Origin of the sequence: Nitrobacter sp. JJSN, assembly GCF_051912485.1 — a bacterium.
Lineage (GTDB): Bacteria > Pseudomonadota > Alphaproteobacteria > Rhizobiales > Xanthobacteraceae > Nitrobacter.
Window position 1 is genome coordinate 3,165,774 of the sequence record NZ_CP196822.1, and the last position, 26,686, is coordinate 3,192,459.

General features: G+C 61.1%; 26 protein-coding genes and 3 pseudogenes. 6 read left to right on the forward strand and 23 right to left on the reverse strand.

Annotation, left to right across the window (positions count from 1 at the left end):
• Positions 1-28 precede the first annotated feature (28 nt).
• The gene (locus tag ACSZOQ_RS15520) at positions 29-1,552 is read right to left on the reverse strand and encodes a glycosyltransferase family 39 protein (RefSeq protein WP_439923336.1); all 1,524 of its coding nucleotides are present in this window, start codon (positions 1,550-1,552) and stop codon (positions 29-31) included.
• Positions 1,553-1,696: 144 nt separating this feature from the next.
• Positions 1,697-1,954: pseudogene (locus ACSZOQ_RS15525) on the reverse strand (transposase); the annotation flags it as partial.
• 285 nt (positions 1,955-2,239) lie between these two features.
• Here ACSZOQ_RS15525 and ACSZOQ_RS15530 point away from each other — a divergent pair.
• From ACSZOQ_RS15530 to ACSZOQ_RS15550, 5 genes and pseudogenes are all read left to right on the forward strand, one after another.
• Positions 2,240-2,883 (forward strand): annotated as a pseudogene (locus tag ACSZOQ_RS15530) (NAD(P)/FAD-dependent oxidoreductase); the annotation flags it as partial.
• 151 nt (positions 2,884-3,034) lie between these two features.
• A complete protein-coding gene (locus tag ACSZOQ_RS15535) occupies positions 3,035-4,627 on the forward strand; it encodes a hypothetical protein (protein WP_439922560.1) in 1,593 nt (530 codons plus the stop codon).
• A gap of 70 nt (positions 4,628-4,697) precedes the next feature.
• Positions 4,698-5,168: an FMN-binding protein gene (locus ACSZOQ_RS15540; RefSeq protein WP_439922559.1), complete on the forward strand. Its 471-nt coding sequence runs from the start codon at positions 4,698-4,700 to the stop codon at positions 5,166-5,168.
• Positions 5,149-6,060, forward strand: coding sequence for an FAD:protein FMN transferase (locus ACSZOQ_RS15545; protein ID WP_439922558.1), 912 nt, complete (start codon positions 5,149-5,151; stop codon positions 6,058-6,060). The genes ACSZOQ_RS15540 and ACSZOQ_RS15545 overlap by 20 nt, the downstream gene beginning before the upstream one ends.
• Positions 6,050-6,559: a hypothetical protein gene (locus tag ACSZOQ_RS15550; protein ID WP_439923337.1), complete on the forward strand. Its 510-nt coding sequence runs from the start codon at positions 6,050-6,052 to the stop codon at positions 6,557-6,559. Before ACSZOQ_RS15545 ends, ACSZOQ_RS15550 begins: the two co-directional genes overlap by 11 nt.
• Positions 6,560-6,599: 40 nt before the next feature.
• On the opposite strand, the pseudogene ACSZOQ_RS15555 reads toward ACSZOQ_RS15550, so the two are convergent.
• The 7 genes and pseudogenes from ACSZOQ_RS15555 to ACSZOQ_RS15585 form a co-directional block, all read right to left on the reverse strand.
• Positions 6,600-6,909: pseudogene (locus ACSZOQ_RS15555) on the reverse strand (hypothetical protein).
• A 188-nt stretch (positions 6,910-7,097) separates the two neighbouring features.
• Positions 7,098-7,397, reverse strand: a complete 300-nt coding sequence (locus ACSZOQ_RS15560) for a hypothetical protein (RefSeq protein ID WP_439923338.1) — start codon at positions 7,395-7,397, stop codon at positions 7,098-7,100.
• Between the two features lie 61 nt (positions 7,398-7,458).
• The gene (locus ACSZOQ_RS15565) at positions 7,459-7,854 is read right to left on the reverse strand and encodes a hypothetical protein (protein WP_439923339.1); all 396 of its coding nucleotides are present in this window, start codon (positions 7,852-7,854) and stop codon (positions 7,459-7,461) included.
• 530 nt (positions 7,855-8,384) lie between these two features.
• Positions 8,385-10,820, reverse strand: coding sequence for an AAA family ATPase (locus tag ACSZOQ_RS15570; RefSeq protein ID WP_439923340.1), 2,436 nt, complete (start codon positions 10,818-10,820; stop codon positions 8,385-8,387).
• Positions 10,821-10,824: 4 nt separating this feature from the next.
• The gene (locus tag ACSZOQ_RS15575) at positions 10,825-11,115 is read right to left on the reverse strand and encodes a helix-turn-helix domain-containing protein (RefSeq protein WP_439923341.1); all 291 of its coding nucleotides are present in this window, start codon (positions 11,113-11,115) and stop codon (positions 10,825-10,827) included.
• Positions 11,116-11,212: 97 nt separating this feature from the next.
• The gene (locus ACSZOQ_RS15580; protein ID WP_439923342.1) at positions 11,213-11,923 is read right to left on the reverse strand and encodes a hypothetical protein; all 711 of its coding nucleotides are present in this window, start codon (positions 11,921-11,923) and stop codon (positions 11,213-11,215) included.
• 100 nt (positions 11,924-12,023) lie between these two features.
• On the reverse strand, positions 12,024-13,205 hold the full coding sequence (locus ACSZOQ_RS15585; RefSeq protein ID WP_439923343.1) for a tyrosine-type recombinase/integrase: 1,182 nt from the start codon (positions 13,203-13,205) through the stop codon (positions 12,024-12,026).
• A 371-nt stretch (positions 13,206-13,576) separates the two neighbouring features.
• On the opposite strand from ACSZOQ_RS15585, the gene ACSZOQ_RS15590 reads away from it, so the two are divergent.
• Positions 13,577-14,086: a transcriptional regulator gene (locus ACSZOQ_RS15590; RefSeq protein ID WP_439923344.1), complete on the forward strand. Its 510-nt coding sequence runs from the start codon at positions 13,577-13,579 to the stop codon at positions 14,084-14,086.
• A gap of 192 nt (positions 14,087-14,278) precedes the next feature.
• Here the strand turns inward: ACSZOQ_RS15590 and ACSZOQ_RS15595 are convergent, their stop codons facing one another.
• From ACSZOQ_RS15595 to ACSZOQ_RS15660, 14 genes are all read right to left on the reverse strand, one after another.
• Positions 14,279-15,106 carry a S1 family peptidase gene (locus ACSZOQ_RS15595; protein ID WP_439923345.1) on the reverse strand — a complete coding sequence of 276 codons (828 nt, stop codon included), beginning with the start codon at positions 15,104-15,106 and terminating at the stop codon, positions 14,279-14,281.
• Positions 15,107-15,111: 5 nt separating this feature from the next.
• Positions 15,112-15,744: a hypothetical protein gene (locus ACSZOQ_RS15600; RefSeq protein ID WP_439923346.1), complete on the reverse strand. Its 633-nt coding sequence runs from the start codon at positions 15,742-15,744 to the stop codon at positions 15,112-15,114.
• 13 nt (positions 15,745-15,757) lie between these two features.
• Entirely contained in the window at positions 15,758-18,118 is a 2,361-nt protein-coding gene (locus ACSZOQ_RS15605; RefSeq protein ID WP_439923347.1) for a nitric oxide reductase activation protein NorD, read from the reverse strand.
• An 84-nt stretch (positions 18,119-18,202) separates the two neighbouring features.
• Entirely contained in the window at positions 18,203-19,141 is a 939-nt protein-coding gene (locus tag ACSZOQ_RS15610; protein WP_439923348.1) for a CbbQ/NirQ/NorQ/GpvN family protein, read from the reverse strand.
• A gap of 20 nt (positions 19,142-19,161) precedes the next feature.
• Positions 19,162-19,377, reverse strand: coding sequence for a hypothetical protein (locus ACSZOQ_RS15615; protein WP_439923349.1), 216 nt, complete (start codon positions 19,375-19,377; stop codon positions 19,162-19,164).
• Positions 19,374-20,009 carry a ParA family partition ATPase gene (gene parA, locus ACSZOQ_RS15620; RefSeq protein WP_439923350.1) on the reverse strand — a complete coding sequence of 212 codons (636 nt, stop codon included), beginning with the start codon at positions 20,007-20,009 and terminating at the stop codon, positions 19,374-19,376. Before parA ends, ACSZOQ_RS15615 begins: the two co-directional genes overlap by 4 nt.
• Before the next feature lie 3 nt (positions 20,010-20,012).
• Complete coding sequence (locus tag ACSZOQ_RS15625; RefSeq protein ID WP_439923351.1) at positions 20,013-20,279, reverse strand: 4a-hydroxytetrahydrobiopterin dehydratase; 267 nt, start codon at positions 20,277-20,279, stop codon at positions 20,013-20,015.
• A gap of 417 nt (positions 20,280-20,696) precedes the next feature.
• Complete coding sequence (locus tag ACSZOQ_RS15630; RefSeq protein WP_439923352.1) at positions 20,697-21,035, reverse strand: BMC domain-containing protein; 339 nt, start codon at positions 21,033-21,035, stop codon at positions 20,697-20,699.
• 42 nt (positions 21,036-21,077) lie between these two features.
• Positions 21,078-21,374: a BMC domain-containing protein gene (locus ACSZOQ_RS15635; RefSeq protein WP_439923353.1), complete on the reverse strand. Its 297-nt coding sequence runs from the start codon at positions 21,372-21,374 to the stop codon at positions 21,078-21,080.
• 95 nt (positions 21,375-21,469) lie between these two features.
• Positions 21,470-21,718 carry a carboxysome peptide B gene (locus tag ACSZOQ_RS15640; protein ID WP_439923354.1) on the reverse strand — a complete coding sequence of 83 codons (249 nt, stop codon included), beginning with the start codon at positions 21,716-21,718 and terminating at the stop codon, positions 21,470-21,472.
• A complete protein-coding gene (locus ACSZOQ_RS15645; RefSeq protein ID WP_439923355.1) occupies positions 21,718-21,975 on the reverse strand; it encodes a carboxysome peptide A in 258 nt (85 codons plus the stop codon). The genes ACSZOQ_RS15640 and ACSZOQ_RS15645 overlap by 1 nt, the downstream gene beginning before the upstream one ends.
• Before the next feature lie 13 nt (positions 21,976-21,988).
• Entirely contained in the window at positions 21,989-23,521 is a 1,533-nt protein-coding gene (locus ACSZOQ_RS15650; RefSeq protein ID WP_439923356.1) for a carboxysome shell carbonic anhydrase, read from the reverse strand.
• An 11-nt stretch (positions 23,522-23,532) separates the two neighbouring features.
• Positions 23,533-26,226, reverse strand: coding sequence for a CsoS2 family carboxysome shell protein (locus ACSZOQ_RS15655; RefSeq protein ID WP_439923357.1), 2,694 nt, complete (start codon positions 26,224-26,226; stop codon positions 23,533-23,535).
• A gap of 103 nt (positions 26,227-26,329) precedes the next feature.
• A complete protein-coding gene (locus ACSZOQ_RS15660) occupies positions 26,330-26,656 on the reverse strand; it encodes a ribulose bisphosphate carboxylase small subunit (RefSeq protein WP_439923358.1) in 327 nt (108 codons plus the stop codon).
• Between the last annotated feature and the right edge of the window lie 30 nt (positions 26,657-26,686).

A 26,686-nucleotide genomic window follows, 5' to 3' on the forward strand; every position in this document is an offset into this window, starting at 1 on the left:
TGAATCGCACGTGAGATTGGTGCACGAACTAGAATCTGTGACGGATAGGCGCCACGGCGATTCGATACGTCTGCGGTGGCGACCTATAGCCGAGGAATGTTTTGGCGAACGTAACGTCCGATACACCGCCGGAGCTCCCGGCAAGTGAATCGGCCGCGGCTCGACAGGAGGCGTCGCCCTCGATGCAGACCATGGCGCGCGCAGCGATCGAGAGCTTAACGTCTCTATCATTCGGCGGGCTGTCCATAGGCCACGCCGCGGGCAGATAATAAAACAATCCCTGGACGACACCTTCGCTGCCGCCGATCAGCACAGCCGGTGAATTGGCAAGGTGCGCAATTTCCGCCGCGATCTGACGGTAATGTGCGTTATGTGCGATCCGTCGCGAGTTGAGATGTGCATGCGCGACCAACGGAGAAGCGACGACGGCCAACAGTGATACCACAAGCGCGGTTATACAGGCGCGAGCCGCGGCGACTGCCGGCACGCTGAGCCGCGGCGAGCCGAACAGCACCACCGGCAATAGTGCCCAGTTTGGGAACGCCCACACCGGCGTCAGACGGTGGGGCCACGCGAGATTGACCAAAGCCGGCAATATCAGTGGGACAACGAGCAGGAGCAGCGCCTGACGGCGTCCAGGATCGGCCGGCCAGATCGTGTCCCGCCAAGCTGCGCGATCCGGTTTCAGCACTGCGAAAAACGTGAGAGGCATCACGACATAGCTGATGACGCCACCGAGATAGAATGCGGAGGTCTTCAGCGCCGAGCCGAACGATGCAGAGACCATCACGCTCGTCGTCATGTAACTTTCTGCGGGGTGATTGTGTTCGGTGAGCAACCAGTGGATGTGCGGCGCAAGTACGACCAGCGCGGCGGCGGCCATCAGGAATGGCGCACCAGATCGCCAGAAACGCTTGAGATCATCGCCCGCAAATGACGCAACCGCGATGCCTGCGATCAGATAGACGCCCCAGTATTTTCCAAGAAACGTCAGGCCAGCGAACACACCCGCAAGAACCGCGTCGGTCCACCGGACATTGCGGCGCGCACGGAGATAGAACAGCACGGTTGCTGCCCAGAACGGCATCATCACCGTGTTGGCGTTGAAGCGCGACGCCAGAAACGTATAGAATGGAACGAGGATCAGTGCCGTCATCCCGACAAGCGCCCGCTCCTTATCAAGGTGATCGCGCAGGATCATCCAGGTTATCGCCAGTGTCGCGGCGAGATTGGCGACAGCCAGGAGATATGCCGCCCAGTCGGTGCGCGGAAACACCGCTAACCAGGCACGGAAAATCCATGCCATCATCGGCGGATGCTTATAACCGAGCGAAAATGTTCGCGCCCACACCGACGCCTCGCTAACGTCAAAGTGGATATCCACGGTGGCGTGCGAAACTGAGAAATACAGCAACCACAGCACGGCATAGGCCGTCAGCGTGACACCCAACAACCGGGCGCCGCTACTCTGCCGTACGAAATCGGCGCTCGCCTGCATCAGGCGGCCGTTCCAGATCGCGGCGAACGGGCCGCCTGTGGCTATCGTCGCCAACATTAACCCCTGTGAGCCATGAGCGATCAGCCCAGAACCGGAATGATTGGAGAAAATCCGAGAAGAGAGATTGTCGTCGGAAGGTAGAGTCTAAGCGGTCCGCAGCCAGTAGGCGACGACCTTGCTTCATCAGCGCGAACTGGGAAGCTTTTTTGACAGATTGTCCTGCAGCACCGCATTGTCCAGGCTGAGAACTACCAGAAGCTCCTTCAGCCGCGCATTTTCCTCAAACAGCTGCGCGAACTCCCGGACCTGGTCCGATCCCAATCCAGCGTATTGCGTCTTCCACAAGTAAAAGGTCTGCTCTGATATCCCTACCTTGCTGATTAAATCCGCCACCGGCAGGCCCAGCTCCGCTTGCTTCAAAACCTCGACAATCCTCTCACACAGTTTCCGTTTCATTGGCTGATCTTCGCCGTCAGCAAATCCGCTGAAAAGCCGACATCAAAATCTGGACAATTGTTTTTTTATCCCGTCGGCACTACCCGCCGAGCCCATGTTCATGATTTATCAGGCGTGACTTACGCTAAGATTACAAAGATTGGGGTGCCGTGGATCATTCCCCTTCAGGAAACTCAGGCTGCGGGGCAGATTCCTGCAACGACGGCCATCCGGACAGGCGTCCTGCCGCCAGGCCGCTGATCGCCATCCCCTGGACACCGCGGCCAGAATTCGGTTTCCGGACCGATGGAGCGTCAGTTGGACGCCACGGCCGGCTATCTGCTGCAGAAGGAGATGGAGGGCCGCGGAATCAAAATCCATTGTAAGGCGCACTATCGCGATCCTCGGCCACGAGCGCGCCGAAGCCGTACTGCTCGATGACGGCACGGTTCTTCCTGCCGATATCGTGGTGATGGCGGTCGGCTTCTGCCCGGAGGTGCGGCTCGCAACCGATGGAGGCATCTATGTCGAGCGCGGCATCGTCGTGGACGACCAGATGCTGACCTCTGATATGAACATCGTCGCCATCGGCGAATGCTGTGAGCACAGGAACGTCTGCTACGGCCTCGTCGCGCCGCTCTGCGACATGGCCAAGGTCGCGGCGAAGACTCTGACAGGAGTTGAACGACATTTCGTGCCGTCGAAATGGCAACCCAGTTGAAGGTGACCGGCGTGAGCCTTTACTCGGCAGGCGACTTCGCCGATGTGCCTGATCGAGAAGAGATCGTGCTGCGGGAGGCAGGCTCGGGCGTCTACAAGAGGCTCGTGCTGAAGGAAAACCCGCATTCTGGGAGCGGTCCTTTACGGGGAGACCGCAGACGGTACCGTGCGACACATTGATCTTCGGCCAGGCTTATCAGGGGAGCGGGCCGCTCGACCGTATGGCAAGCCCCAGTTGCGTATTATTCTTATTCTAGAATAGAGGAATTCTAACACCGAATCGGCTCGTGAGATCTTCGAAACGTTTCGAAACAATTCTCGGAAGTGCTAGGTGCGCTCTAATGTCACGGATTCTCTATTTTCCGCAGATCTAGGGGGCACATGTCATCACATCATTACACGGACTTGGGTGCATCGAAATTCGAGCTTGGCTTCCCATCGATACGCACGGCGCTGCTCGCGGCGACCGCGTTGTCAATCTTCACCAGTAGCAGCACCTTTGCAGCGGAAAATAGTGCGAACGAGGTGTTGCTAAAAAAGCTTGACAAGATGGAGCGGCGTATCGCAACGCTCGAAGCCGAGTTGAAGCAGAAGGAAAGCCACTCGCAGGCTGGCGTCAGCGCCAAGCCCTCATCGCGGACGGGCCCGATCCGGAACGCCAACGCGACGGCATCATCCAGCGACGCGAAAGAGGCGACGGAGACGCCGGCTAAGCCGATGCTGAACCTCCCGCCGCTTCCAGCGGCAGGAGACAAGCCCATTCTCGGGTTGGTGGATTCACCTGTGTCCGGTCTCAGCATAGGCGCCTATGGCGAAGTCAAGTTTGGTGCGATGCAAAACCCCGCCGCCAACGGCCAGTGGCAGAACGGTTTCGATGCGCATCGCTTCGTCCTGTTGCCGACCTACGCGATCACGCCAAACATCATCCTCAATGCGGAGATCGAGTTCGAGCACGCGGGTTCGGGCTTTGACAATGACGACAAGCTGCACGGTACCGCCGAGATCGAGCAGCTCTGGGTCGATTTCAAGATCCTCGATCAGTTTAACTGGCGCGCGCCCGGCATCGATCTCGTGCCAATCGGCTACATCAACCAGCACCACGAGCCGACGCAGTTCTATAGCGTGAACCGGCCCGAACTCTACAACGGGCTTATTCCTTCAACCTGGAAGGTGCCGTCCTCCAGTGTCTACGGAACCATCACGGAAGACCTGAAATACCAAGTGATGGTCAGTACCAGCAACGAGGATTTTGGCGACTCCTTTGACAACCGTACTGAAGCGAAAACAGTCTCCTTGCCCGGCACGTCATACATAGCGGGCATCAACGGCCTGGATGCTCTTGGATTCTCCAGGCCACCGCTCGGCGACTTCCAGCAACTCAACAATGCCGTGGCGGTATCAGGCCGGCTGGATTACGCGCCAACCTTCGTGCCCGGCTTTGCCGGGAGCGTCAGCGGCTACTACTCGCCCAATACGACGCCGCGCGGCGCACATGACGATTTCGGCAACTTCCTTGGTAGGTCAAGCCTTGCGATGTTCGACGCCGAATTCCGGTACCGTGTCCCCAACACTGGCGCAGAGCTGCGCGGCGAATATGTCCGCGCCGAATTCGGGCGTCCGGAGAACTTGCGAGCGAACAACGATTCGGATCCCACCAACAACGTCGGCAAGGCCATGTACGGCTATTCCGGCGAGATCGCCTATCACGTGCCACTCGGAACCGTCTTAAACAGCGAGTGGGAGGCGGTGCCGTTCTATCGCTATACCTACCAGAATCTGCAGACCGGCGGCTTTGCTGGGACCGATGCCAATCTGCCGACCGGCGCCGGTCAGCGACAATTCCATACCGCCGGATTTGCTCTATTCCCGTCGCCGAAAATCGTGCTGAAGGCGACCTATCAGCATGTGATCGACAAGAGCATCACCGGCGCGATGTCGGACTCGTTCCTCGGCGGTGTCGGATTCTTCTTCTGAGATTAGCGCGGCACGTCGCAACGGGGAGCGCCAAGGCAAAACGAGAAACGAGATGGGAGCCAAGTGAGAGATGACGTGGATTCGATATACGCTGCCGGCCGCAGCGATCGTGTCAGCTGCCTCGCCTGCCTATGCGGTCCAGTACTTATCGATCGGGGAGGCGCAGAAGCACGCATTTCCGTCGGCGACGCATTTCACTGAAGTTCAGGCAGGCCGTGTCTGGAAGGCCGAAGCCGGCGGCAAGGTCGCGGGCTTCTTTATCTTCGACCGGGTTATCGGCAAGCACCTGTACATCGACTATGCGGTGGCGCTGACCCCTGGCGGCGCGGTGCATAAGGTCGAAATCCTGCAATACCGGGAATCATATGGCGGCGAGGTCAGAAGCCCAAGCTGGTTGGGCCAATTCGCAGGTAAGACCAGCAGCAGCGCGCTCAAGATCAACGGCGACATCCGGAACATCTCGGGCGCGACACTGTCATCGACGCATGTCACCGAGGGCGTGAAGAGGATCTTAGCCGCCTATGCCAATCGCCTTCGATAGCATTCGCCGCGCGCGGCCGCTACTCGGTACCTTTGTGGAGATCGAGGTCACAACTGCTGCCGGGCCCGAAACGGACGCCGCGATTGACGCCGCATTCGAGGCCATTGCCGAAGCTCATCGGTTAATGAGCTTCCACGAGCGCGACAGCGATGTCAGCCGCCTCAATCGGAACTCCGGAATCCGCCCGACACGGGTCCACGCCTGGACGTTCCAGGTCCTGGAGGCGGCGGTCGAGATGCATCGACGCTCCGGGGGCATTTTCGACGTCACCGTCGCGCCGGTGTTGCAGGCCATGGGTCTGCTGCCTGGATTGGATGGCGATCCGGTCATCAGGCCGGAACGGCGCGTCACCGATGCCATCGAGCTTTTGCCTGAACAGACAGTGCGCTTTCGGTCACCGGCGATCACGATCGATCTCGGTGGGATCGCCAAAGGCTTTGCAGTCGATCGCGGAATCGAGGTGCTACGTGGCTTCGATATACCGCGCGGGCTGATCAATGCCGGTGGTGATCTCCGGGCATTCGGGCAGGAGCCGCACATGATCCACGTCCGTGACCCGCGTGACCCGTCGCGATCAATTGGCCAGGTTGAGGTTAGAGACGAAGCATTGGCGTCGAGCGCACGCCGCTTCGATTTGATGGTCGGCGGCGGGCCCAGCAGTTCGGCCGTCATCGATCCTCAAACACAAAGACCGGCCGGCTCAATCGATGGCGCCACCATTCGCGCGCCGTCATGCATGGTCGCCGATGCGCTCACGAAGGTCGTCATGATCTCCGGGGTCGGCGCCGGCGACCTACTCGCGCATTACGGAGCGAGCGCCTTGTTGATCTCGGTCGATGGGGAGGTTCAGATCACGTCCGACTGGCCTCAGGCGGTGCACCTTGCGGCTTAAGAAATCATTTCGTGTCTCGACCTACGCAGCCTTCGCGGTTCTGAGCCTGAGCGGCGCCGTCTGGCTCCTGGCGGACTGGCAGAAAGAATTTTCCACCGGTGAGATCTGGCAGCAGGTCGCAGCTAATATGCTGATGATACACGGCGGCACCGCCATGCTTGCTCTGCTGCTATTGGGGGCTCTCATTCCGATACACCTGCTACGGGCCTGGCGAAGCCGCAAGAACCGCATCTCAGGATCGCTCGTGGTGACCATCAACGCCGTGCTGATCACTACGGCTTTCGGGTTGTACTATCTCGGATCGGAGGCCTTGCGACCCTGGATGAGTTGGATCCACCTTGCTGCCGGGTGTTCCGTGGTCCTGCTGCTACCAGTTCACATCTGGTTGGGAAGACGAGAGTCAAAAGTAAAACGTGGCGCCGACGCCAACACGCTTGCGTCGGTAAGCAACCAACCGACATGCTCAATCGTCCGAATTCAAGAGGGGCGCCATCGGTGAGCCTGTGTCTGGCCGACAATCAAGATCAGGCAAGCAGTGATCAGTACCGCCCTCGGTAGTATCGTTCGTCGCATTCAGCGACGTAGATACGGGCATCAGGCGCGCATAGCGGCACATCGGCGGCCCATTCGGGCGAGGATGGTTGAGTCGGCGACTGCCGCTCCGAGTAAGGCGCCAGCGCCAAGGAGCGTGCTTCTGGTGCTTCCACCAATGGCCTGACCGAGCAGCGCGCCGGTGGCACCACCCAAGGCCGCGCCGGTGGCGGTGCGCTGCTGCTCGGGGTTCGCACAACCCGCCAGCAAGACGCTGATGACCAATATTCCGACCGTAGCAATTCTGGAGATGTTCATAGGAGATTTCGGTCCTGTTGCATCAGATTCGCTAATCGGATGTTGCCGAAAAATGATGACCACGGTGTCCGAGGACGCAGCGCAGGAATTCCGGCAATGCAGCCTTGTACCGCATCATTCCTCTTCAGATCCTGACACGGGCGCAATGCTGTTTGCGTGCTACCTTTTTATGCCCGCTGTGCGCTCCGCTACCGGGTTCCGTCGCGGACATAGCCACGGACCTGTTCCTTGTAACCGCCACGCGTGAGGTCGCGCACCCGCACTGCCGCCCAGCCCAACTCCGCCATCAACTTCGCGAGACGTCGGTAGGTGCCGGCCGTGCGGCCGTGTTGCGGGACCTCAAGCATATCCAGCAACGTTTGGGTACTCACACGTTCCAAGCCGTCGAACTCCACCTTGCCGCGGATACGCTGCAACGGCGCCAGCCACGGATCAACGGGAACCTCGACAGCCAAACTCGCTGCCCTGAGCTTTTCCAATAACGACATTTGTGCTCCTTCCAGCGACGTTGACCTGACACGCGTCGTCTCTGTTGCCGGCAGGCGCAACTTAAGCGGCGCGCGCCGAACTACGGCTGTAGCTTGCCTTAGGTGGTTCCCAGTAGAGGCCCGCCGTCATACCGGCGAGGCGGCGGGGCGGGTAACGCTTCTTCAACTCTTCATCTTCTTCCATGCGCCACATCCCGGTATTGGCTGCCATTAGACCGCAGGCGAAATCGTTGAAACATGGATGCTCTTGGTCGTCGTAACGCAGCCTTTCGAGCGACCGAGCGTAGAACCCAACCATGGCCTTTAGACCCCTCGCATTTCTGTAGTCTTCGACCTCGTTATGACAAAGGGGAAGTGGCGGCGCATCGGAGGGACCGTTGACGGCAAAACGTTCTCGAGCGCGAAGCGCAGAAACAGCGGCCCTCTTCTTGGGCGTCGATCTCAAATTGGCTGTCATTGTAACGATCCTCCATTTGAATTTGTTTCAGACCGATGTGGCGATCGGTATTTCTAGGATCACGTTACGCGACCTGATTTAAGAGAAGATTTTGGTGGCGGATTTTTTACGTCACGACCGTTTTACCTTGCTCGTCAGTCAGCGAGCACACTATCTGCGTAAATAGCGCTGGCGATCTGGCTCGGCATGTGTTGGCCCAATTGTTTGAGTGCTTGCTCATAATCGCCGGCGAATCGTGACATCGTACATGCCAGTCGACGCTCTAATTGTTCAAGCGTGTGAAGGTTTCACGGTGGCAGATCGAACGCGCGTGGTGGCGTCGAACATTCTGTAAGTGACCAGGAGGGGTACTTGCCACCTTACAGGCCCGGCACACCATTCTCGGCGAGCACGATCCACACCGCGGCTCCTTCGTCCTATGCCGGCATATGCGCTGCACGAGTGGTGATTTGTTAGGTGAGGATGGCAGGCGGTCAATGCCCCCTTAAAGGGGGGGCGATTGACCACCACCGCTGCCATGGGGGAATTGGTCAATCAATTGCCGATGCATTGACCAATTGACCGCCCTCGTTGAGCATCGGTTCGGTGTCCGTGGCGCTGGCGTCACCGACGCCTCTATCCCAAGGGGTTTTGGACCAAACGACCCCGAGCCCGCGACCTCTACGGAACCGAGAGGCAGCGTCCGGCTTAAGCTTCTCGACGGCGTCTGCGATAAGCCACCCATCCTTCTGCAAATCTTCAATCGCTCGCCTTGTAACTGTTTCGAGGTCGATAGGCTTTAACTGATGAGAGGTGAGGGCTGCTTCGACCGCAATGATAGCATCGTCGAGAAGCCCGCGCTGATTCTTAGCGCCAGCAAGGCTAGGGCTGTAAGGATAGGCTATCCCGTCGATTACTTTGCCACGATCTACTAGCTCCAGGATGGCACGCCGCATCTTTTGATCTTCCACGGTAGCGGCAGCGCTTACCTGCAGTGGCAGAATTGCCCGAGTGATGGCCTGCACACTGTCGCCGGTCGGATAAACTGGAGGCTGAGGGTTAGGAAGTTCAACGCTATGCAGTTGGTACCACGGAGCATCTGCCGAGCGAGGCGCCAGGTTGGATTTGGCATCCACAAGTTTGAAATAGCGGAAGCGCTCTGACGGAAGGACCCCATTTTTTTTGGCCTCATCCTCTGTCATGGGCACCGGCATAATAGCGCGTCGTGCCAGATTAACGATGGCCGCGGCTCCGCTTACCGACTCCGCGCTACCAACGTCGGCGCCCTTTCTGGTATGATGAACGATCAGAACGGCGCAATTATATTTTCCGGCGCACCGTTTTAACTCCCGCATGACCAACGACATACTAGCGTTGTCGTTCATGTTGCCGCCGGCACACAATGCAACGAGCGGATCGAGTACGATGATGTCCGGCCGAAATGTATCGAAAGCAGACGTAAGAGCCGCAAACCCGCTGACATCGAGCTCCGACACGTTTTTGCTATTTGTCCGGAGGAACGACAGGCACTGCACGTGCGGATCATCCGCCCCCGCCACGTTAAGACGAGATAGGCTCTGCTCCGCGATGCCATGCCCCCTACAGAACGCCCAAACGCGCCGCCGAATTTCGGTGCCGCTGTCTTCGGCATTGATAAGTAGCACTTCCAGGCCATTGCCTCCTCGAACCTTCTCCCCGAGCAGTTCCCTGCCCGTTGCAGCAGAGATCGCCATCCCAATTGCGAGCGACGACTTGCCGACGCCGCCGGGGGAAGCGAGCACTGTGAGTTCGCCCCGGATTAGGTCAAAACCGTAGAGCCATTGGCGGTGAGGGATATTGGAAAAGGAAACTTTCAACCCACTAGGACGCCAGACCGTGGCTCCTGCACCAGCCGAGACCCGCGTGTTACCGCCACGGTAATTCACTGCCTGCGGCGCCCACCCCTGCCACCCGTTCTTCCTGGCTAGGTCGAATACTGTCGCAATGGTAATGGGATTTTCGCGATCGAGCGCCTCGCTGGTGTATCTCCGCCAACGGCTTCGATTGTCTGCCTCGTTATACCCGGGCGCGGCTAGCGAAGCATTGTCGAGTATCTCCCAGAGTTCATCAGTTTGTCCCTTGTAGACGGCGGCTTCATGCGCCAAAGCCCGTGCAACCTTCACCCAGTCACCCTCCGACGCAATTGCCGACGGGGGAATGGCCGACATCGCGGAGCGGATTTTCTCAATGTTGGTGTCGATGCCATCTGCTAGAGAGCCAGTCAGATGGCCAGATAGCTTTTGAAGGCGCTCGCGCTCGCCGGGACCCAACTTTAAGTCATAACGTGCTGGCAAGGAACGGTTGGGCTCAGTTTGACTATTCGCGCTCGGTGGTGCGGTAGCTAATCTCAATTTCGCCACCAACTCCGCGCGCTGCCAGAGCTTGGCAGGCGCGGCGAAAAACTTGACTGGTCGAGGATCATCCGGTTTTTTGAGATGAAGTGTACCGGGAAGCCTCATTACCCGCGGAAGGTCCTTCACCGCAGGATCGGTTCCGAACTTTTCGATAAGACGTTCTTGCAATGCACCAAACTGGTCACGCGGAATATCATCGGCGCAGAAATAAAAATGAAAACCCCTCCCGCTCTTAACGGCCAAGCTTGGCGTAACCCCGCACGCCTTCATTTGCGCGATACAACGCTTGGTCTGCTCATCGGTGTCTGCGTCGACAAATAGAGCGCGCACACGAACGATATTTTCGGTGCGTCGACCCTGCAAATCGGTCGCGTTGACAGTTACAAACACGCCAGCCCGCCGTTCTAGCGTGTTGAGCGCAAGCACTTCTGGCCACACTTGATCAAGAGTGCCGTGGAAAATCTTGGCGAAGCAATCCTTCCCATCACTGAAAAATTGGAAGGTAAATTTGTCCGCGCTGGGATCAAGGCACGAGAGAAACTCTCGCGCCATATCCTTGTTATGTGTTTTTCGAGAGCTTGTTAAATCGCCCATTTCATTATTTCCGGAGATTTGCCAGGACCGAGTGGTCGGCCAGTGCATGTGATCGACCCGGAGCGAAGCGCTTTGACCTGGTTGCGTCCGAATGAGCGACGGAGGATGGCTTCGCGATGACCTGGGGCGAGCTCTCAACCCAACGTCGAAGGTCGTCATCGAGAATTAGGGTGCGTCGACCACGTTTCACGGCACGCAGTTTGCCGGTTTTAATTGCGTCGTATACCGACGTACGTCCAGCGCATGCGATCAAACATGCTTGAAGGATGCTATGAGCAAGAGGGGCGCGATTCATCGAAGCCTCATTTTCCAAGTGGATACGCTTGCGTCCGTGCGAACGCAGCTGATCTACCGTGATGAGGCTTGCGAAAAAATGGCCGCTTTTTCTCTATTTATGGTCCAGTGCCGTTTGGCACCATTGATTGAAATGCCAAGATAAAAAGTCCGGCTTTCGAATGAGCTGATTTTAGTCTGGAGAGCGTACTGCCGGACAACACATTTGGCACAACGCCTGGAGGAAAGTGCGGGCGAAGAATGCCGAGGGCCTCAATCAAGGTTCCCTTATTGTTGTTCTTATCTACCGTCAATTTTCCGCCGGCCTCCATGGCACACGACAGAATGCTAAAAACAAGATCCTGAAAAACCGGGTTGCCGATATCTCCTCTTGGCCTACCCGATGTTTCTCGTAGTGCTCTAAGGCCGTGCATCGGCGGCCAGGACTTGCCAACAGCGGTGCTGAATAGGAGGGCCAGCAACCAAACGGTATGATCTAACTCATTTATTTGAAATGGTTCTGTAGCTCCACGAAACCGCTCTTGCGATAGCTCTGGATCCTGACGGGCTATTTTGTCGAGATCCACCCGATCCTGTTTGTTCATACTGCAAACTGCTTCACTAAGAGTGCGCGCCGCCTCAGCCGCTTTAATCAGGGCGGGTCCGGGAGCTAACGAGGCTACAAGCTCATCGCTGTTCCAGATTTTCTCCAGTCTATCGCAGACGGAAATGCAGAACTGATCGCGCAGCTCATCGACGGATATCCGGGCTAGGTCAGCAACCCGCAGCACGTCATTTCTGAGCGTCGGCTGTGCCATGTGTTTCGGCATATGCTTTCTTTCGCTGTCATCTTCTAAATTGGACTTAGGGCGGCGGCCTCAATCGACAACGCCGGAAAGACCAATGGTGCAATACAGTCGCGTATCGTGGTTACCGCAGAGGCACCGTCACGGCGCCTTCCTTGGACGGCTTACAATATGCGGCCCAAGCATCCATGAGCTTGCGACGTTTCTCCAGTGCGTCGCCGCGTCGGTAGGCTTGTTCAGCTTTATCGCCGATGACATGGGCCAGCGCCGTCTCCACGACCTCGCGTGGGAAGTTCGAGACGTTCCCCGCCCAGTCACGAAAGCTGGAACGGAAGCCGTGCACCGTGGCGTCTTGAATGTTCATCCGTCGCAGAACCATTTCCATGGCCATGCAGGATAATGGCCTGCCGTGCGCCCGCCCTGGAAGCACAAAGTCCCCTGCTTTTAGTTCTCCCAGTTGCCGCAAGATTGCGACGGCCGGCGGTGACAACGGCACGCGATGCTCGCGACCCGCTTTCATTCGGCTCGCCGGAACTGTCCAGAGTTCCTTGTCCAGGTCGATTTCGGACCATTGCATTCCTAATATTTCGCCAGAGCGAGCGGCGGTGAGAATGCACAATTCCAGAGCCCGCGCCGCAGTGGCTTCTCGCCTCCGAAGCTGTGCGATGAAGCCTGCGACTTTTTCGTAGGGCATCGCGGCATGATGACCACGGGACAATTTTGAGGGCTGCGGCAAAAGGTGGTCTAGATGACCACGCCACCGCGCGGGGTTATCGCTTTGCCGGAAGCCCCGGGCTTTGGCCGCGTCGAGCACCTTTTCGATCCGGCCCCGTACCCGCGAAGCCGTCTCGGGCTTGATCGTCCAGATAGGTTTCAGGACAGCAAGCACGTCGTCAGTACGGACGGCATCGACAGGGATTTCGCGCAATGGAGCCGCGTAGGTCTCTAATGTCGACTTCCACTGCGCCTTATGTTTCTCGTTGCGGAAACCAGCCGACAAAGCTTCCCGCACAACATCGGCCATCTCGCCAAACGTGGGAATGCCCCCGTCGCGCTTCCGTTCGTCGATCGGGTCTACTCCTTGTGCTATTTTGCGACGGGCAGCGATCGCCTTCTCTCGCGCATTGGAGAGTGTCACAATTCCTGCGCTTCCAAGGCCCATTTCCTTGGCTTTGCCTCGCCATGTGAAACGCAAGACCCATTTGCGCGAACCGCTTCGCGAGACGATCAAGTAGAGGTTATCGCCGTCGCCATATTTTCCTGGCTTAGCAGTTTCGACTTTTCGAGCAGTAAGGTGGCCGGCCATGAGGGGGTCCTTTTGTGGACCCCAGGCCTGGATTAGCCCCGGTTATAAAAGGTCCACCCCTCTGCCGCGTCGGGCCACCCCGGTCCACAATTCAGTCCCCAAATAAAACGCGATTAGCGGCGAATAGCGACGTACGGCTACGGACAAATTGACCTTGTTGGCCAAGAAAACGTGTATTTATTCAAAGCACTGGCGATCATGAACGAACACTTAGGGACAAACGTTCGGCGGGCTCCCTCTCCGCCAATAAATAAACAAAATTAGTGACTTAGATAGAATTATCGGAAAATTTTCTCTCTTAATTGCCGCCATCAGGACAACGGACTGGGTTGGCGAGCCTTGTTTTCACCAGCGTCGTGCTATTTTGAAGCATGCAAAAGCCGTTCGCAGAGTCGCATCCGCACCTTGCAGAATTCATTGCGTTTCTCGGCGACTTCAATCGCGAGACAGAGCGAGGCGCTGCACTTGCTGCCGCAGCCATGATCGACAGTCTTCTCGAAAGAATCCTCTCTGCCTTTCTCATTAAAAATGCTGGATTGAAATCGCTTCTTGAAGGCGTGAACGCTCCGCTGGGCACATTTGCTGCGAAGATTGGACTGGCCGCTGCGGTAGGAGCGATTTCCGAACGAGAGAGAGCCGAGTGCAACCTCATCAGGAAAATCCGAAATGAATTTGCGCATCAGGTACGCGTCTCGTTTGAGCACCCGGACATCGTGAAATTGTGCACCAAGCTGACTTACAGCGCAAAGCCGTATGGTGACGTAGTGGTAGGGACTCGCGGGCAATTCACGACAGCGGCGGATGGCTTGATCCTGAACCTAACCAACCGGCCGCACTACGCAGAGCAGCGCCGCCTGAGCGCGCAGGAGTGGCCGTACTAACTAAGCACTGCGTGGTTTTTCAGGGAGCAGCAATCGCGAAACGCCGCCTCGCTGTTGCGATTTAGCGAAACGATTGTCCTTCAATTGGCTATACTGCTGCTTTTGCGAAATACGCTAACCACCGCGACCGAAACCGCGGACGGGACGTCCCGTGCATTCATGCCAGACATCGTAGCGACGGCGCGGGCGGCTTCAGTCGGACAGCCATTTGCGCACGTATGCGTCGATAAGCTCGCGTACGGATTCGGACTTGATCACCAGGCCGAGGTCGATCATCTCCGCGCCGATGGACTGAGCCTGGGTCTGCGCCGGCACTGGCCCGGGCACAAGTTGGTTGGCCTCTTCGCGGAAGAACACCGCCGCCACCACCCCGGCGAACCAGATGGTGCGCGCCGAGTCGCCGCGCGGGCGCAGCGGATCATCGCGCACCACGAAGACCGGGCTGCCGCTCGATCCGGGATACACTGCGGCGTCGATCAGGAATTGCTTGTGCCCCTCGAAGTCGAGTTCCAGCGGCGTGGCCGTGGTGCCGCGGCGCAGGATGGGCATGAGGTTGACCTGATCCCACACTCCGCTGGGATAGCCGACGAACAGCACCTCCTCGAGCGCGTCGAAGCCCCGCACCGTGGCCGCATCGGGAATGCGCTGGCTGTCGATCGCGTGGTAATACAGCTCCACGCCTAAATCCCGTGCCGCACGCTCGAGCGGTCGCAGCGGTACAATGGCCAGATCCACCTCGGGATCGGGGTGGACGAACCACGCCGCGGGGAAGTCGTCGATATTGAGCTGAAAGCGTTGGCCGAATGCTGGCTTGCCCTCGCTCGTCTGGGTGAACACCAGGCCGCCGCGGCGCACGCCCTCGACCAGATGGCGGTTGGTGACGATGAACGGCGTGCTTCCCCCGGCGTGGGTGTGGCTGAGGATGAAGGCCGTGCCCGAGCCGGCGCTGCCGTCCTCGAGTTCGGTATCCACTCGCACGGTGGAGAACAGCAGCTTTTTTGCAATCGAGTCGATTTCCATGGGGCTCACGTGTGCGGGACGGCGCGCTGGTTCAGGCGATCGATCGCGGCTAGCGCGGCGCGCTGCGCTTCCTCGGCCTCGGCCTCGTTGCCCATCATGGTCAGGCGGCCGAAAGAACCGAAGGCTTTGACGTCCACCAAAGTGATGTGCGCGGCCTTCTCTGCTTCATTGGCGGCATAGACGATATAGCCCGCCGGCTCGACCTCCAGGATGAACATGCTCTTGCCGGGCAGGATCATCGAGCCCTTGCGCAATTGGCGGTTGATCAGTGTAGCGTGGTCGGGCGTGATGGCGCGAATGATCTCGTTCCACGCCACCTTGCAGCGCAGCCGCGACTCCATGGTGGTGTTGAGCGCCCGCAGGATCAGTTCGCCCGCGGCGAGCACCTCGCTCTGGTTGCGGAAATGGAGTTCCATCGAGCCGAAGGCGCGCTCGACGACTTGCTCGCCCATGCGCACGTTGGTTTTTTTCAGCGCGATGTCCGAGAGGTTGTGCACCGCCATGCCGGGAGCGACCTCGATCCACATGCAGGCATCGCCGGGCACCGGCAGAAAGCCTTGCGAGGACGTCGCGATATAGGACGCCAGCTGCGGCTGCAGCGCGTCCATAAACACGTAGGTGCGCAGGGTGATCTTCATTCTCAGCCCGCCCTCACCGCGTCAGGCTCATGTAGAGCATGGGCAGTCTTTCCGGCAGGCGCTCGACCTGGTCGATGACGGTGAAGTTCTTCAGACCGAAGATACGCGACACATACTGGTCGGCATGCGGGTCGAGCGACAGCGCATACACCGTGATGCCCTGGCGGCCGAGCTCTTCCACGGCGGCCTTGGCATCGTGGCGCAGGTATTGCGGATCGGTCACATCGTTGTCGGCAGGCTCGCCGTCGGTGACGACGAAGATCACGCGCTTACTCTTGGGCTGCTGCGCCAGGTAATGCGCGGCATGGCGTAGCGCTGCACCCATGCGGGTGGAGAGCCGCCCTTTCATCCCCGCCAGCCGCGCCTTGACCAGATCGTCATACGGCTGTTCGAAATCCTTGAAGCGTTGGTAGTGCACGTCGTGTCGGCCGTCAGAACAAAAGCCGTGAATGGCGAACGGGTCGCCGATACGGTCCAGCGCACCGCCCAGCAAGATCGTGGCGGCGCGAGTGAGGTCCATCACCGAGTAGTCGTGGCCGCGCACCTTGTCGTTGGACGACTCGGACATGTCCAGCAGCACCAACACCGCCAGATCGCGCAGCGCACGCTTGTAGCGCATCATGATGCGCGGATCGTGCTGTTGGCCGATGCGGATGTCGATCATCGCGCGCACCGCGGCGTTGATGTCGATCTCGTCACCGTCCTCCATGTGACGGATGCGCTGCATGCCCTGCGGCACCATCGACTCGATCAGGAACTTGAGCCGCGAGATGACCGGCTTGTGCTCGAGGATGATGCGCTCGATTACCTCCAGCTCGCCCAGCTGCGGATGGTACTCAAGCAACGTCACCCAATTGGGCCGCTCGAGTTGGATCTGATAGTCCCATTCCGGATAGTGGAAGGGCTCGGAGATCGGCGGGCGGCCTTCGAGCGAGTTGATGCTCACGTTCTCCTGGTCGAGATAGAACTCGGTGGGGAGCTCCCAAACCTCCTGCGCATCGTCGCCGGAAAACTCGACGTCCACCTCGTTGACCATTTCCATCACGTTGACTTTTCTGCGCACCTGCTGGCGGGTCTCCCAGGTGGCGGCCATCACCTGCGCCTCGTCGTATTCCTCCAGATACCAGACGGCACGGTTGTCGTCGCGATAGACGGCACTGAGCCCATCGGTGAGCTTGTTGTAGGTAGGCAGGTCGAGCTCGAACAAGCGGTGCGATAAGTCCACTCCCAGATTCCAGCTCATCTGATTGCTGGCCAGATCGGACTGGGCGCGAAACGCCGCCACGCCCCGCCGCACAAAGGGGTGCGGGTCGGTCGAGTCGAGGTCGAGCAGCGCGCGGGCGAGGCGGTCAAGCAACTCACCGACGGTCTGCGGCTGGGCCGAATAGTCGAACACCGGATGCAGCGCCAGCCAGGCTTGGCGCATCCCGGGGAATTTGCGGATCGCCAGCTCCTCCACCCGCGCATCCTCGAAAAGCTCGATCAGCGCCATCTGTACCGGCAGCAGCGTCTGCATCGACAGCTGCTTGTCGGTGAACACCAGATGCGCGGCGCAGTGGTTGGCGGCGGCGCGGTAAACTTCGAGCGCGCTGACGACCCGATCGGGTGCAGTCGCATCGCCCTCGGGTTTGTAGTCGTCATAAGCATCCGCGATGTAGATGATATAATGCTCGATATACGGCCTGAGTCCTTCGCGGCTTTCGTAGTCGCCGGCGGTGGGGCGCAGAAAAAAATCGCGACCCCAGATCGCGCGCATGTAGATGTTGAGCCGCCGCTGGATGTCGACGAACAGCGTGCCCTTGCGCTCCTGCTGCAGCACAGCCTGCGCATCGGCGCTCTGCAGCCCGAAATAGGCCGCCTGCCCCTCGAAATCGGCCTTGTACGCCTGTGCGCCCCATTGCACCCAGCGGCGCAGCCCGCCCAGAGTAAGCTGATTGAGCAGGCGGTCGAGGTTTTCCAGCATCGGGCGCAGGCCGCGCGGAGCCTGCGCCGCCACGATCTCCAGTACTTTCAGATAGTGGCGAAACAGCTCGGCATCGCCCACGCGGTGGGCCACCAGCGGCGCGGTGCCGACGATCAGCGCCAACACCTGCCCGGAGGTTTTGGACGCCATGCCCAGAAGGAAGTTGACCAGATCGGGCAGCACCTCCTCGCCGATGGCACGCCCGACCTCCGGCATGGACTGGATGAAACTCACCACGAGGTCCTCGCCGCGACCGAGATGGTGCAGCGCTAACGCGCCCTTGAGATAGCTGTCCAGCCCGCGCGGACTGAGAGCCCGCGCCGCCTCGTTCCAGGAGGCGCGCAACAGCTCCTGCGCACCGCCGGGCAGTTCGTCGAGAAGCTCCTGGAATTCGTCGAGGTGGATGGCCATGATTTACAAATTCGGACTGCCTAGCGATGATGGCCTCGGCCGACCTCAATTTTCCTTTCCAGCGCGCAGACCGCTCGGAGACGCTCAGAAATAAGTCGTCACCGCGGAATCGAGCGCGTCACGCATATCGGGATCGTCGGTGATCGGGCGCACCAGCGCTACGCGGCAGGCGGCCAGCGGCGCGACGCCGCGGGAAATCAGCGAGCCGGCGTAGATCAGCATGCGGGTGGAGATGCCCTCATCCAGCCCATGGCCTTTGAGGTTGCGCGCATGCTCGGCGATGTGCACCAGCTTTTTCGCCGCGTCCAACGCGACGCCGCTCTCGTGCACGACGATCTCGGCCTCGAGCTCGTGCACGGGGTAGTTGAAGTCCAGCGCGCCGAACCGCTGCTTGGTCGACTGCTTCAGATCCTTCATCAGCGACTGGTAGCCGGGGTTGTACGAGATGACGACCTGGAAATCCGGATGCGCCTCGACGATCTCGCCCTTTTTCTCCAGTGGCAGAATGCGCCGTGCGTCGGTCAGGGAGTGGATCACGACTGTGGTGTCCTGCCGCGCCTCGACCACTTCGTCGAGATAGCAGATCCCGCCGAAACGCGCGGCCATGGTCAGCGGCCCGTCCTGCCAGCGAGTGCCGTTGGCGTCGAGCAGAAAGCGGCCGACCAGGTCGCTGGCGGTCATGTCTTCATTGCAGGCAACGGTGACCAGCGGCTTGCCGAGTTTCCATGCCATGTATTCGACGAAGCGCGTCTTGCCGCAACCCGTCGGACCCTTCAGCATCATCGGCATGCGAACCGAATAGGCGGCTTCATAGAGCTCGACCTCATCGGCCACCGATCGATAGTAGGGCTCCTTGGTCACGCGAAAGGCATCGAGTACGGCCGGAGCAAAGCCGGCCGTATCAGCTACCGGGCGCAGGGCCACGCTGCCGGGCGCGGCAGAGGGCGCGGGCGCGGGCGCGGGCACGTGGAAGGCAGGGTCACGTCGCGGCAGGTAGCCGCGCTTGGAGAGATCGTCACGCATGATCAACTTCCTGGAAAAACTCAATCCGGCCAAATGCGGTCGGGGAACAACTCCTGCAGGCTCGCCGGCGGCTCGGCCGCCGCTGAATTTGCAGGCGCGGGATTAGCGGCGGCAGCCTCTTTGGAGGTGGCCGAGGACGGCGTCTTGTGTGCCTCTGCCTTGTCGGCGGGGGCGGACTCTGCAGTGGTCTTGGCCTGACGCACGCTGCTTGCGAGCTTGTCTTTGATGCTGGTCATGCAAGAATCTCCTCAATGAGGCCTTCGATTTCCGCGACGGCACTTTGCCCGCGCGCCCCCAATTCATATGCCGACACGCCCTCAAGCGCGGCGGTCTTGTAGATGCCGCGGCGGCGCACCGGGGTGCGCAGCACTGGCAGGCCGAACTCGGCCAGCGCCTCCTGCATCGCCGCCGACAGCGCGCTGCGAGCCTCGATCTGGTTCAGCAGCAGGTAGGCGCGCAGGCGAGGATTGGGTCGCCTGGCCTCATCGATGTCCTGCGGCAGCCTCAGGCTGGCCCACAGATCCACCGGCGAGGGCAGCACCGGGATGACGGCAACGTCGCAGCTTTGCAGCGCCAGCGCCGCTGCACGGCTGTCGACCGCAGGCGGGCAGTCCAGCACGACGAAAGGGTAGGCGCGAAAGTCCCGCCGCAGATCGATCGCACCCGTGCCCACGCGCAATTGCTTGACCGTGGCGGGAAAGGATTGTGTGCCTGCCGCAGCCCATTGCGTGGCCGAGCCCTGGGGATCCAGATCGACCACCACCGCCGCTGCGCGCCGCGTCAGACCCGCGCCAAGATGCATGGCCACGGTGGTCTTGCCGGCGCCGCCTTTCTGGTTGATCACCGCTATGACCAATGGGCCGCCCATCGATCACTCCCCGCGCTCGGCCAGAACAGCGATACGGCGGGCGAACAGTTCGTCCTCGGCGCCTAAGGTGGCGCCGTCAGCCGCCCCCAGGGTGACGTTGACGTAGGTGGTGCCGAAGTTGATGTTCTGCGGATGGCGTTGAATCTCCTCGGACAGCGCCGATAGCGCGTCGAGGAAGGCACGCGTCTGCGCATATTGCGCAAATGCGAAGCGGCGAAACAACGTCGGCGGCTTGTCGCGGCGCTCCCAACCTTGGAAATCATCAGTCATGGGCGTCCTACCCCGGTTCGATCTGGGTTACGTGGTCGAGATACGCTAGCGCCTCCTGTAACAAAGCTTCGAACAGCGACGCGGTGCCGTTGCCGCGAAGCCGGTGCGTGTACGTCAGCGCGCCGGCATATAGCTGCAGGGCCTGGACCCCGGGCCGTTGTGCGGCCCCGCCGCGCCGCGGGCCACGGCCCGCCGCAAGGTGTCATACCCAGCAGGATCGGCCGCGCCATCAAACGCTCGGCATAATCCGGTTGCTCCGCCTCGGCGTGCGGCTTGCGCGCCAGCTCGGCATCTCCCCACCAGCGTGCGAGCACGCTTGGGCGAGATACTGCTGCACGCCGCCAACTCGTGGTTGAGCGCGCGTGCGAGCCAGCCCGGGGTTCGCCGATCGTCCGCCATGGCACGCTCCGCGCAGGATCAGCTGCGGGTGGACGTGGTCTCGGAGTCGCGGCCGCCACCGTTGGATTCAGGCTTCTTCGGCAGGATGCCCTCGACCTCGCTGTGCACGCGGGCGATGATGTGCGCGGCCACCAAGCCGTCGCCAACACGCTCGCAGGCGTCAGCGCCGGCACGAACCGCCGCGTTGACCGCACCGGTCTCGCCGCGCACCAGCACGGTGACGTAGCCGCCGCCGACGAATTGACGCGAGATCAAGCGCACTTCTGCGGCCTTGGTCATCGCGTCCGCCGCTTCGATCGCGGGAACCAATCCGCGGGTTTCAATCATGCCAAGGGCAATGCCGTTGACTTCTGCCATGTCGTTGTCCTTCCAGTTACTTGCAGTAGAAAAAAGCCGCGCTTAGTTGCTCGGCGCCTTCGGCAGGATGCCCTCGACCTCGCTGTGCACGCGGGCGATGATGTGCGCGGCCACCAAGCCGTCGCCAACACGCTCGCAGGCGTCAGCGCCGGCACGAACCGCCGCGTTGACCGCACCGGTCTCGCCGCGCACCAGCACGGTGACGTAGCCGCCGCCGACGAATTGACGCGAGATCAAGCGCACTTCTGCGGCCTTGGTCATCGCGTCCGCCGCTTCGATCGCGGGAACCAATCCGCGAGTTTCAATCATGCCCAGGGCAATACCCATAATTTCAGCCATCTGTTCGCTCCTTGTTGTCGAAAAAAAAGATTCTCAAGCTAGTCATTGCACCTCGACGCCGCGCGCGCCGTTTTTCTCTTTGCTCACCGCGTCGGTCACTCCTCCTCCCAGCCATCAATGATGCCGCAGATGGTCAGGTCGGTGGCCACTGTTCGATCGGGCATGGCCATACGTGCGGCGGTGCCCGCGGCGGTGAACACCCATTTGCCCGGAGGCGCTCCGACCGGGTCGGTGGCCACCGAGATTTCTCCCTTTTGGCTCTTCAGGATACGCAGCGACGCCGAGCTCATTCCCGGTACACGCCGGGTGCAGACCAAATCATTGACCACGCGCCAGACTTCCATCACGCGCTCTCCGGATTCCAGTGGTCGATGATGCCGACGATCGTCAGATCGGACGGATAGTCCCTGGCCCCGGCGGCATCGCGCGCCGCGGACGACCCAACACAAATCACCCAGTCTCCCGGGATGCAGCCGACGGCATCGACCGCGACGCTGCGCGGTCCATTCAACGTTTCCTGCACGACCAGCAGTGGGCGGTGACCCATGGCATTGATGCGATTGGTCGACACGAGGGTTGTTTTCACACGCATGATTTTCATGACGCATATGTCCTCAATGATCGTCGACGGCAGCGTCGGTGACAAAGTCACAGCACTCGCCGCCGGTGCGATCGCTCACCGCAATCGCGCAATTGAGCAGGCCCTGCGCGACCAGATCGGGGTAACGCGCCTCGATCGCGTCGCGCACCCGCCGGCCGCGCGCAATCGCCCGCTCACGGGATTCGGGGATCCGCGCGTCGTATTCGAAGTGCACCAGCACGGGCACCGGCAGACCGTGGGCGACATTGAGCTTGCCGAAGATCTTGATCCCGACGTCCATGTCGGGCGCGCCTTCCTCAATGGTGTCGAGGTGGGCGAAATAAAACAGATTGCGCAGTTGCAGCACCCGCACCGCTTCACCGGCGACGATGCACTCCTCGTCATGGCCGATGGTCGCGTAGCGCCCGGTGTGATGCTTGATGACGTATTCGATCTGCGACAGATTGGCCTCGGCCAGCGCCAGCACCAGGCGGCGCATGCCCTCGTGCATGCGGCCGTTGCCCTGGCCCCAGCCGCCCATGCCCTCGGCATCGGCGACGATCTCGGCGATGCGCGCCCGCGCCGCTTCGGACGAAAGCCCGAGGGTGTCGCGGTAGATCTGCGCGGTCTCGAAGTAGCGATGCGCGTTGATCTCTCCTAAACTGTCGGGCAGGTGGATGCGCAGGGCATCCAAATCCGTGTCAACGCCGATGAGCAGCACGTCGGGCGCAGCGCCCGCGCCGAAAGTCCGATCGATTGCCTCGCGCAACTCGTGCTGCAAGCGCTGCAGCGCTGCCTCGGTGGCTTGACGATCGTTGCTGCCGTGCGCGGCGCAACCCTGGGCGTCGGGCGAGGAGCTGCTGAAGTGATAGACGGCGATCTTGAGGTAGTTCAAGCGCTCACCATCGACCATCGCGCCCGACAATCGCTCGACTTCGCGCTGTGCCCAGTCGGCGACATCGACCTCGACATCGAACAGTGCACCGGCATACGCCTTCACCCGCACGTTCGGCCCGGGCAAAATGCGCAGCACATAGGGACTGACGCCCTGCAGCCGGCCGTCGGAGCAGGGGCTGATGTCCACGGTGTGATAGCCGCATGAACGCAGGAAATTTTCATCGAGCGGCATGCGCTGGCGCCAGCCGGCCTGCTCTGCCTCCGCATTGTCGACGCACGACTTCAGGCCGCTGAATATGCAACGCGAATGCAGGGCGGACAAATCCAGCCCGCACACCCAGGCGTCCTCGAGCACCTGCGGCGGCAGATCGAAACCGAGCTGCTCGCGGGCGAGCTGTTGCGCGCGCTCGGCGAAGTTTTCGTCGTGCTGATGCGTGGAGATGCGCTTGAGGACATCGACGATACGTGTAAAGCGCGAGCGCACCGTCTGCTCATAGTCGAACAACAGTCGATTGAGATCGCGATCGACCAGCGCGTGCTCGCACAGCTGACCGCTGCCGATCATGCATGCCGGATTATCGGGCATGGCCACCGCCTTGGACGCCCTCGCCGCCGGGGCTACCGGATTCGGCGCTCCTTGCAGGGCTTGAAGACGTTTGCGCGTGTCCATGTCCGCGATCCTCAGCCGCGCGCCCCGCCGGAGACGGTCACCGTGGCGCCACCCCGGGTATTACCGGCCGAGCCGGTGATCACCGAGTCGGGCACTACCGGCCGCTCGACGTTGCGAAACGACATGGCGCTAACCCCGGTGCCACGCGGCTGGCCGCGCATTGACGGGTTGCGCGCCAGGCTGGACGAACCCTCGGTGCCGGTAACGCGGGTGTCACCGTCCCAGGCGTCTCCCGAGACGCGCCGGCCCTGCTGGCTGCCTTCACCGCTCAAGCGCTGCGCCGCAGGGAGCGGCGGCGGCTCGTCCCCGCGAGGACGACGCACCTGGTCACCGTGGCGGAATTCGGGCGTACCGGTGATCAGGCCGTCGGCCTTGTTGATCGGGCCGGTGATGCGCGAGCTACCCATGCCACTGCCAGTGATGATCTCAGTTTGGCGCTGCTCGCGCGCCTGCCGCGCCGGAATGTTGACACTGAAATCCCGGGGAGCGGGCGGACGTTGATCCACATCGCGCGCGCGGAAGCGATCGCTCATCGCACATTGCCCGGACGCAATATTGTCCAGTCCAAGATAGGGCGTTCCCGAAATCGACTTACAAGCACCGCGCTCGTCGCCGGTAACTTGCGACCCGCCTGCGCCCGGCCGATCGCCGGTGACCACGGTGGCCGGGATCACTGCGCTATCGCGCACCCGCGCAGCCTGCTGGTCGCGCTGCGGCGCCTGACAGAACGCGGCGTACTGGCCCTGACCGATATACGGAGTGCCGCTGATCGGCGAACAGGCCCCGGCCTCGTTGCCGGTGACTTGTTCCGCGCGTCCAGCGGCGATACCCGTGACCGTCTGGCCGCGCAGCGTGGTGTCGACCACGACCTTGCTCACCGGATAGACGGTAGGCGCAGCCTGACAGACAGCGCCCAACTGGCGGGTGCCAATATAGTCCGTGCCGGTGACGGGTTCGCACCCATATGACTCATCACCGGAGGATTTTGGGCTTGGAGCGACCTCCGAGCCAGTCACGGTCCGACCGCGCAGCGTCTGCATCTCGGCCACTTTCTGAGGACCTGGCCTCTGGCACAGTCCAGCGAAATCAGCCGTGGTGTAGTACTGGCTGCCCGTGATGCTGCGGCAGGAGCCGACTTCATTGCCGGTCACCTTGGACGACCGATCGACCGCGGTCCCCGAGACGGTCTGCTCGTCGCGGGTGGACATCACGCTGACTTTTCGCGGGCCGTCCGGCGGCGCAGTCCGGCAAAAATCACGGAACTGCTCGACAGTATGATACTCAGTGCCGGTAATCGCGCGGCAACTCCCGGCTTCGTCGCCGGTCTGCCGCTCACTGCGGCCCACCGCCGTACCAGTGACAGGTCTGCCCGCAGCCGTATGAGAGACCGCTACCTTGGGCGGAGCGTCATCGGTTTCGCCCTGACTGTAACGCGTACCGGTGATGGCGCGGTCAGCGCCGAGCTCGACCCCGGTGACGCGGCGCGGACGATCGACCAGCGCGCCGGTTACGGTTTGGCCCTTGTCGGTGCGGGTGAGCGCCACCTTCCCCAGGGGCGCAGTCGGCCGCGTCGAACAGAATTGCTCGAAGCGCTCGGTCGAGAGATATTCGGTGCCGGTCACGGCACGGCAGGCGCCCGGCTCATCGCCGGTGGTTTTGGTGGAGCGACCCAGCGCGGTGCCGGTGATGCGTTGCTCGCGCAGCGTGCTGCTGACCGCCACCTTCGGTGGTGTCGGCTCCGGTCGGGTGCCGCAGAGGGTCTGGAACTGCTCGAAGCCGATATATTCGGTGCCGGTGATCGTCCGGCAGGAGCCAGGCTCATTACCGGTCACCTTGGCGATGCGCTCCACCTGGGTGCCGGTGACGGTCTGCCCTAACAGGGTATGCCCCTCCTCGACCTTGGCCGGAGCCGGGATCACGTTGCGAGCCCGCATCCGACCGGTAGGCTGAGTGCCGGCGCCGGAAGTCTTGTCGACGCGGCCCGCCAGCGCCTGCACCAGCCGGCGCTGCATCGCGACCTGACGGCCGGTTGCGCCTTTGAGCATGGCACTCTGCCAATCCTGGTTCGGCATCGCCGCGGCGATCCGTGTCGCCTGGGCGACGCGCTTGAGGCCCGCCTTGCCATCTTGATTCAGCGCAGCACGACGCATCTTGGCCAGCGCGCGGCCGGTGACGGCCTCTTTCCCGTTCAGCGCTGCGCGCTCCACCGCCGGCGCGCTGATTTGCGCCGCTTCCTTGCGCTCCGCGCCGCGGCTGCAGCCGCATTGTCCACCACAACTGCATTGTCCGCCGCAGCCGCAACCGCAATCGGCGCCACGCACCTCGGCGGGCGCCGCACGGCCCGGGCGCAGATGCGCCGCCGGGCGCGATGCCGCGCCGTGTCCGGCGTTTTTCAACGCCACCTTACCAACCGTGGACAGCGCCTGCCGCCGGGCTCGTGCCGCGGACTTCGACGCCTCCGGGGTGAGCGTAGACACCATGCCCGCTGCCGACACCACCGCCGATGCGGCCGAAACACCACCGTGATGGGCGCTGGTGATATGCGCCGCATTCAGTTGCATACGGCTGGCCGCGGAGCGCTTGTCGGCTTGCGCGGCCTTGGCGAGGCTGGTCTTACCGTGACGCGCCATAGCCTGTCGGCGCTGGAGCGCTAGCTCGCGGCCGGATAGGGTTGCAGTGGCATGACCGGGGGCGACGTTTGTCATACGGACCTCAGCATAAAGAACTCGATGAACGGTACGGCGCTTATGCGCCGCGCCGTGTGCAAATCATGGGCGCCGAATCGAGTTGGCTCCAGCGCCCACTTCATCAGCGATACACCACGAACGCCATGCCCTGGCTCTGGGCGTAGTTGTCGTACGCGACGAAACGCACCATCTGATCCGGGAATTCGCGGTGGCAGGCCTCGATTTCAGCCACTACGGCATCAACGGACTGCTCGCCGAACAGCGGCAGTTTCCACATATACCAGTAGCTCGCCTTGGCGGGCGTGCCCTTTTCGGTGTGCTCGACCGCCGGATTCCAACCCTGAGCAATGGCGTAGGCGATCTGACGGCGCACCTGCTCGGGCGTCATCTGCGGCAGATAGGAGAAAGTCTCGTACTTTTTCATCGAGCGGTAGGCTTGAACGGCCATAATTGTGTCCTTTCGAAACGATTGTGCTGG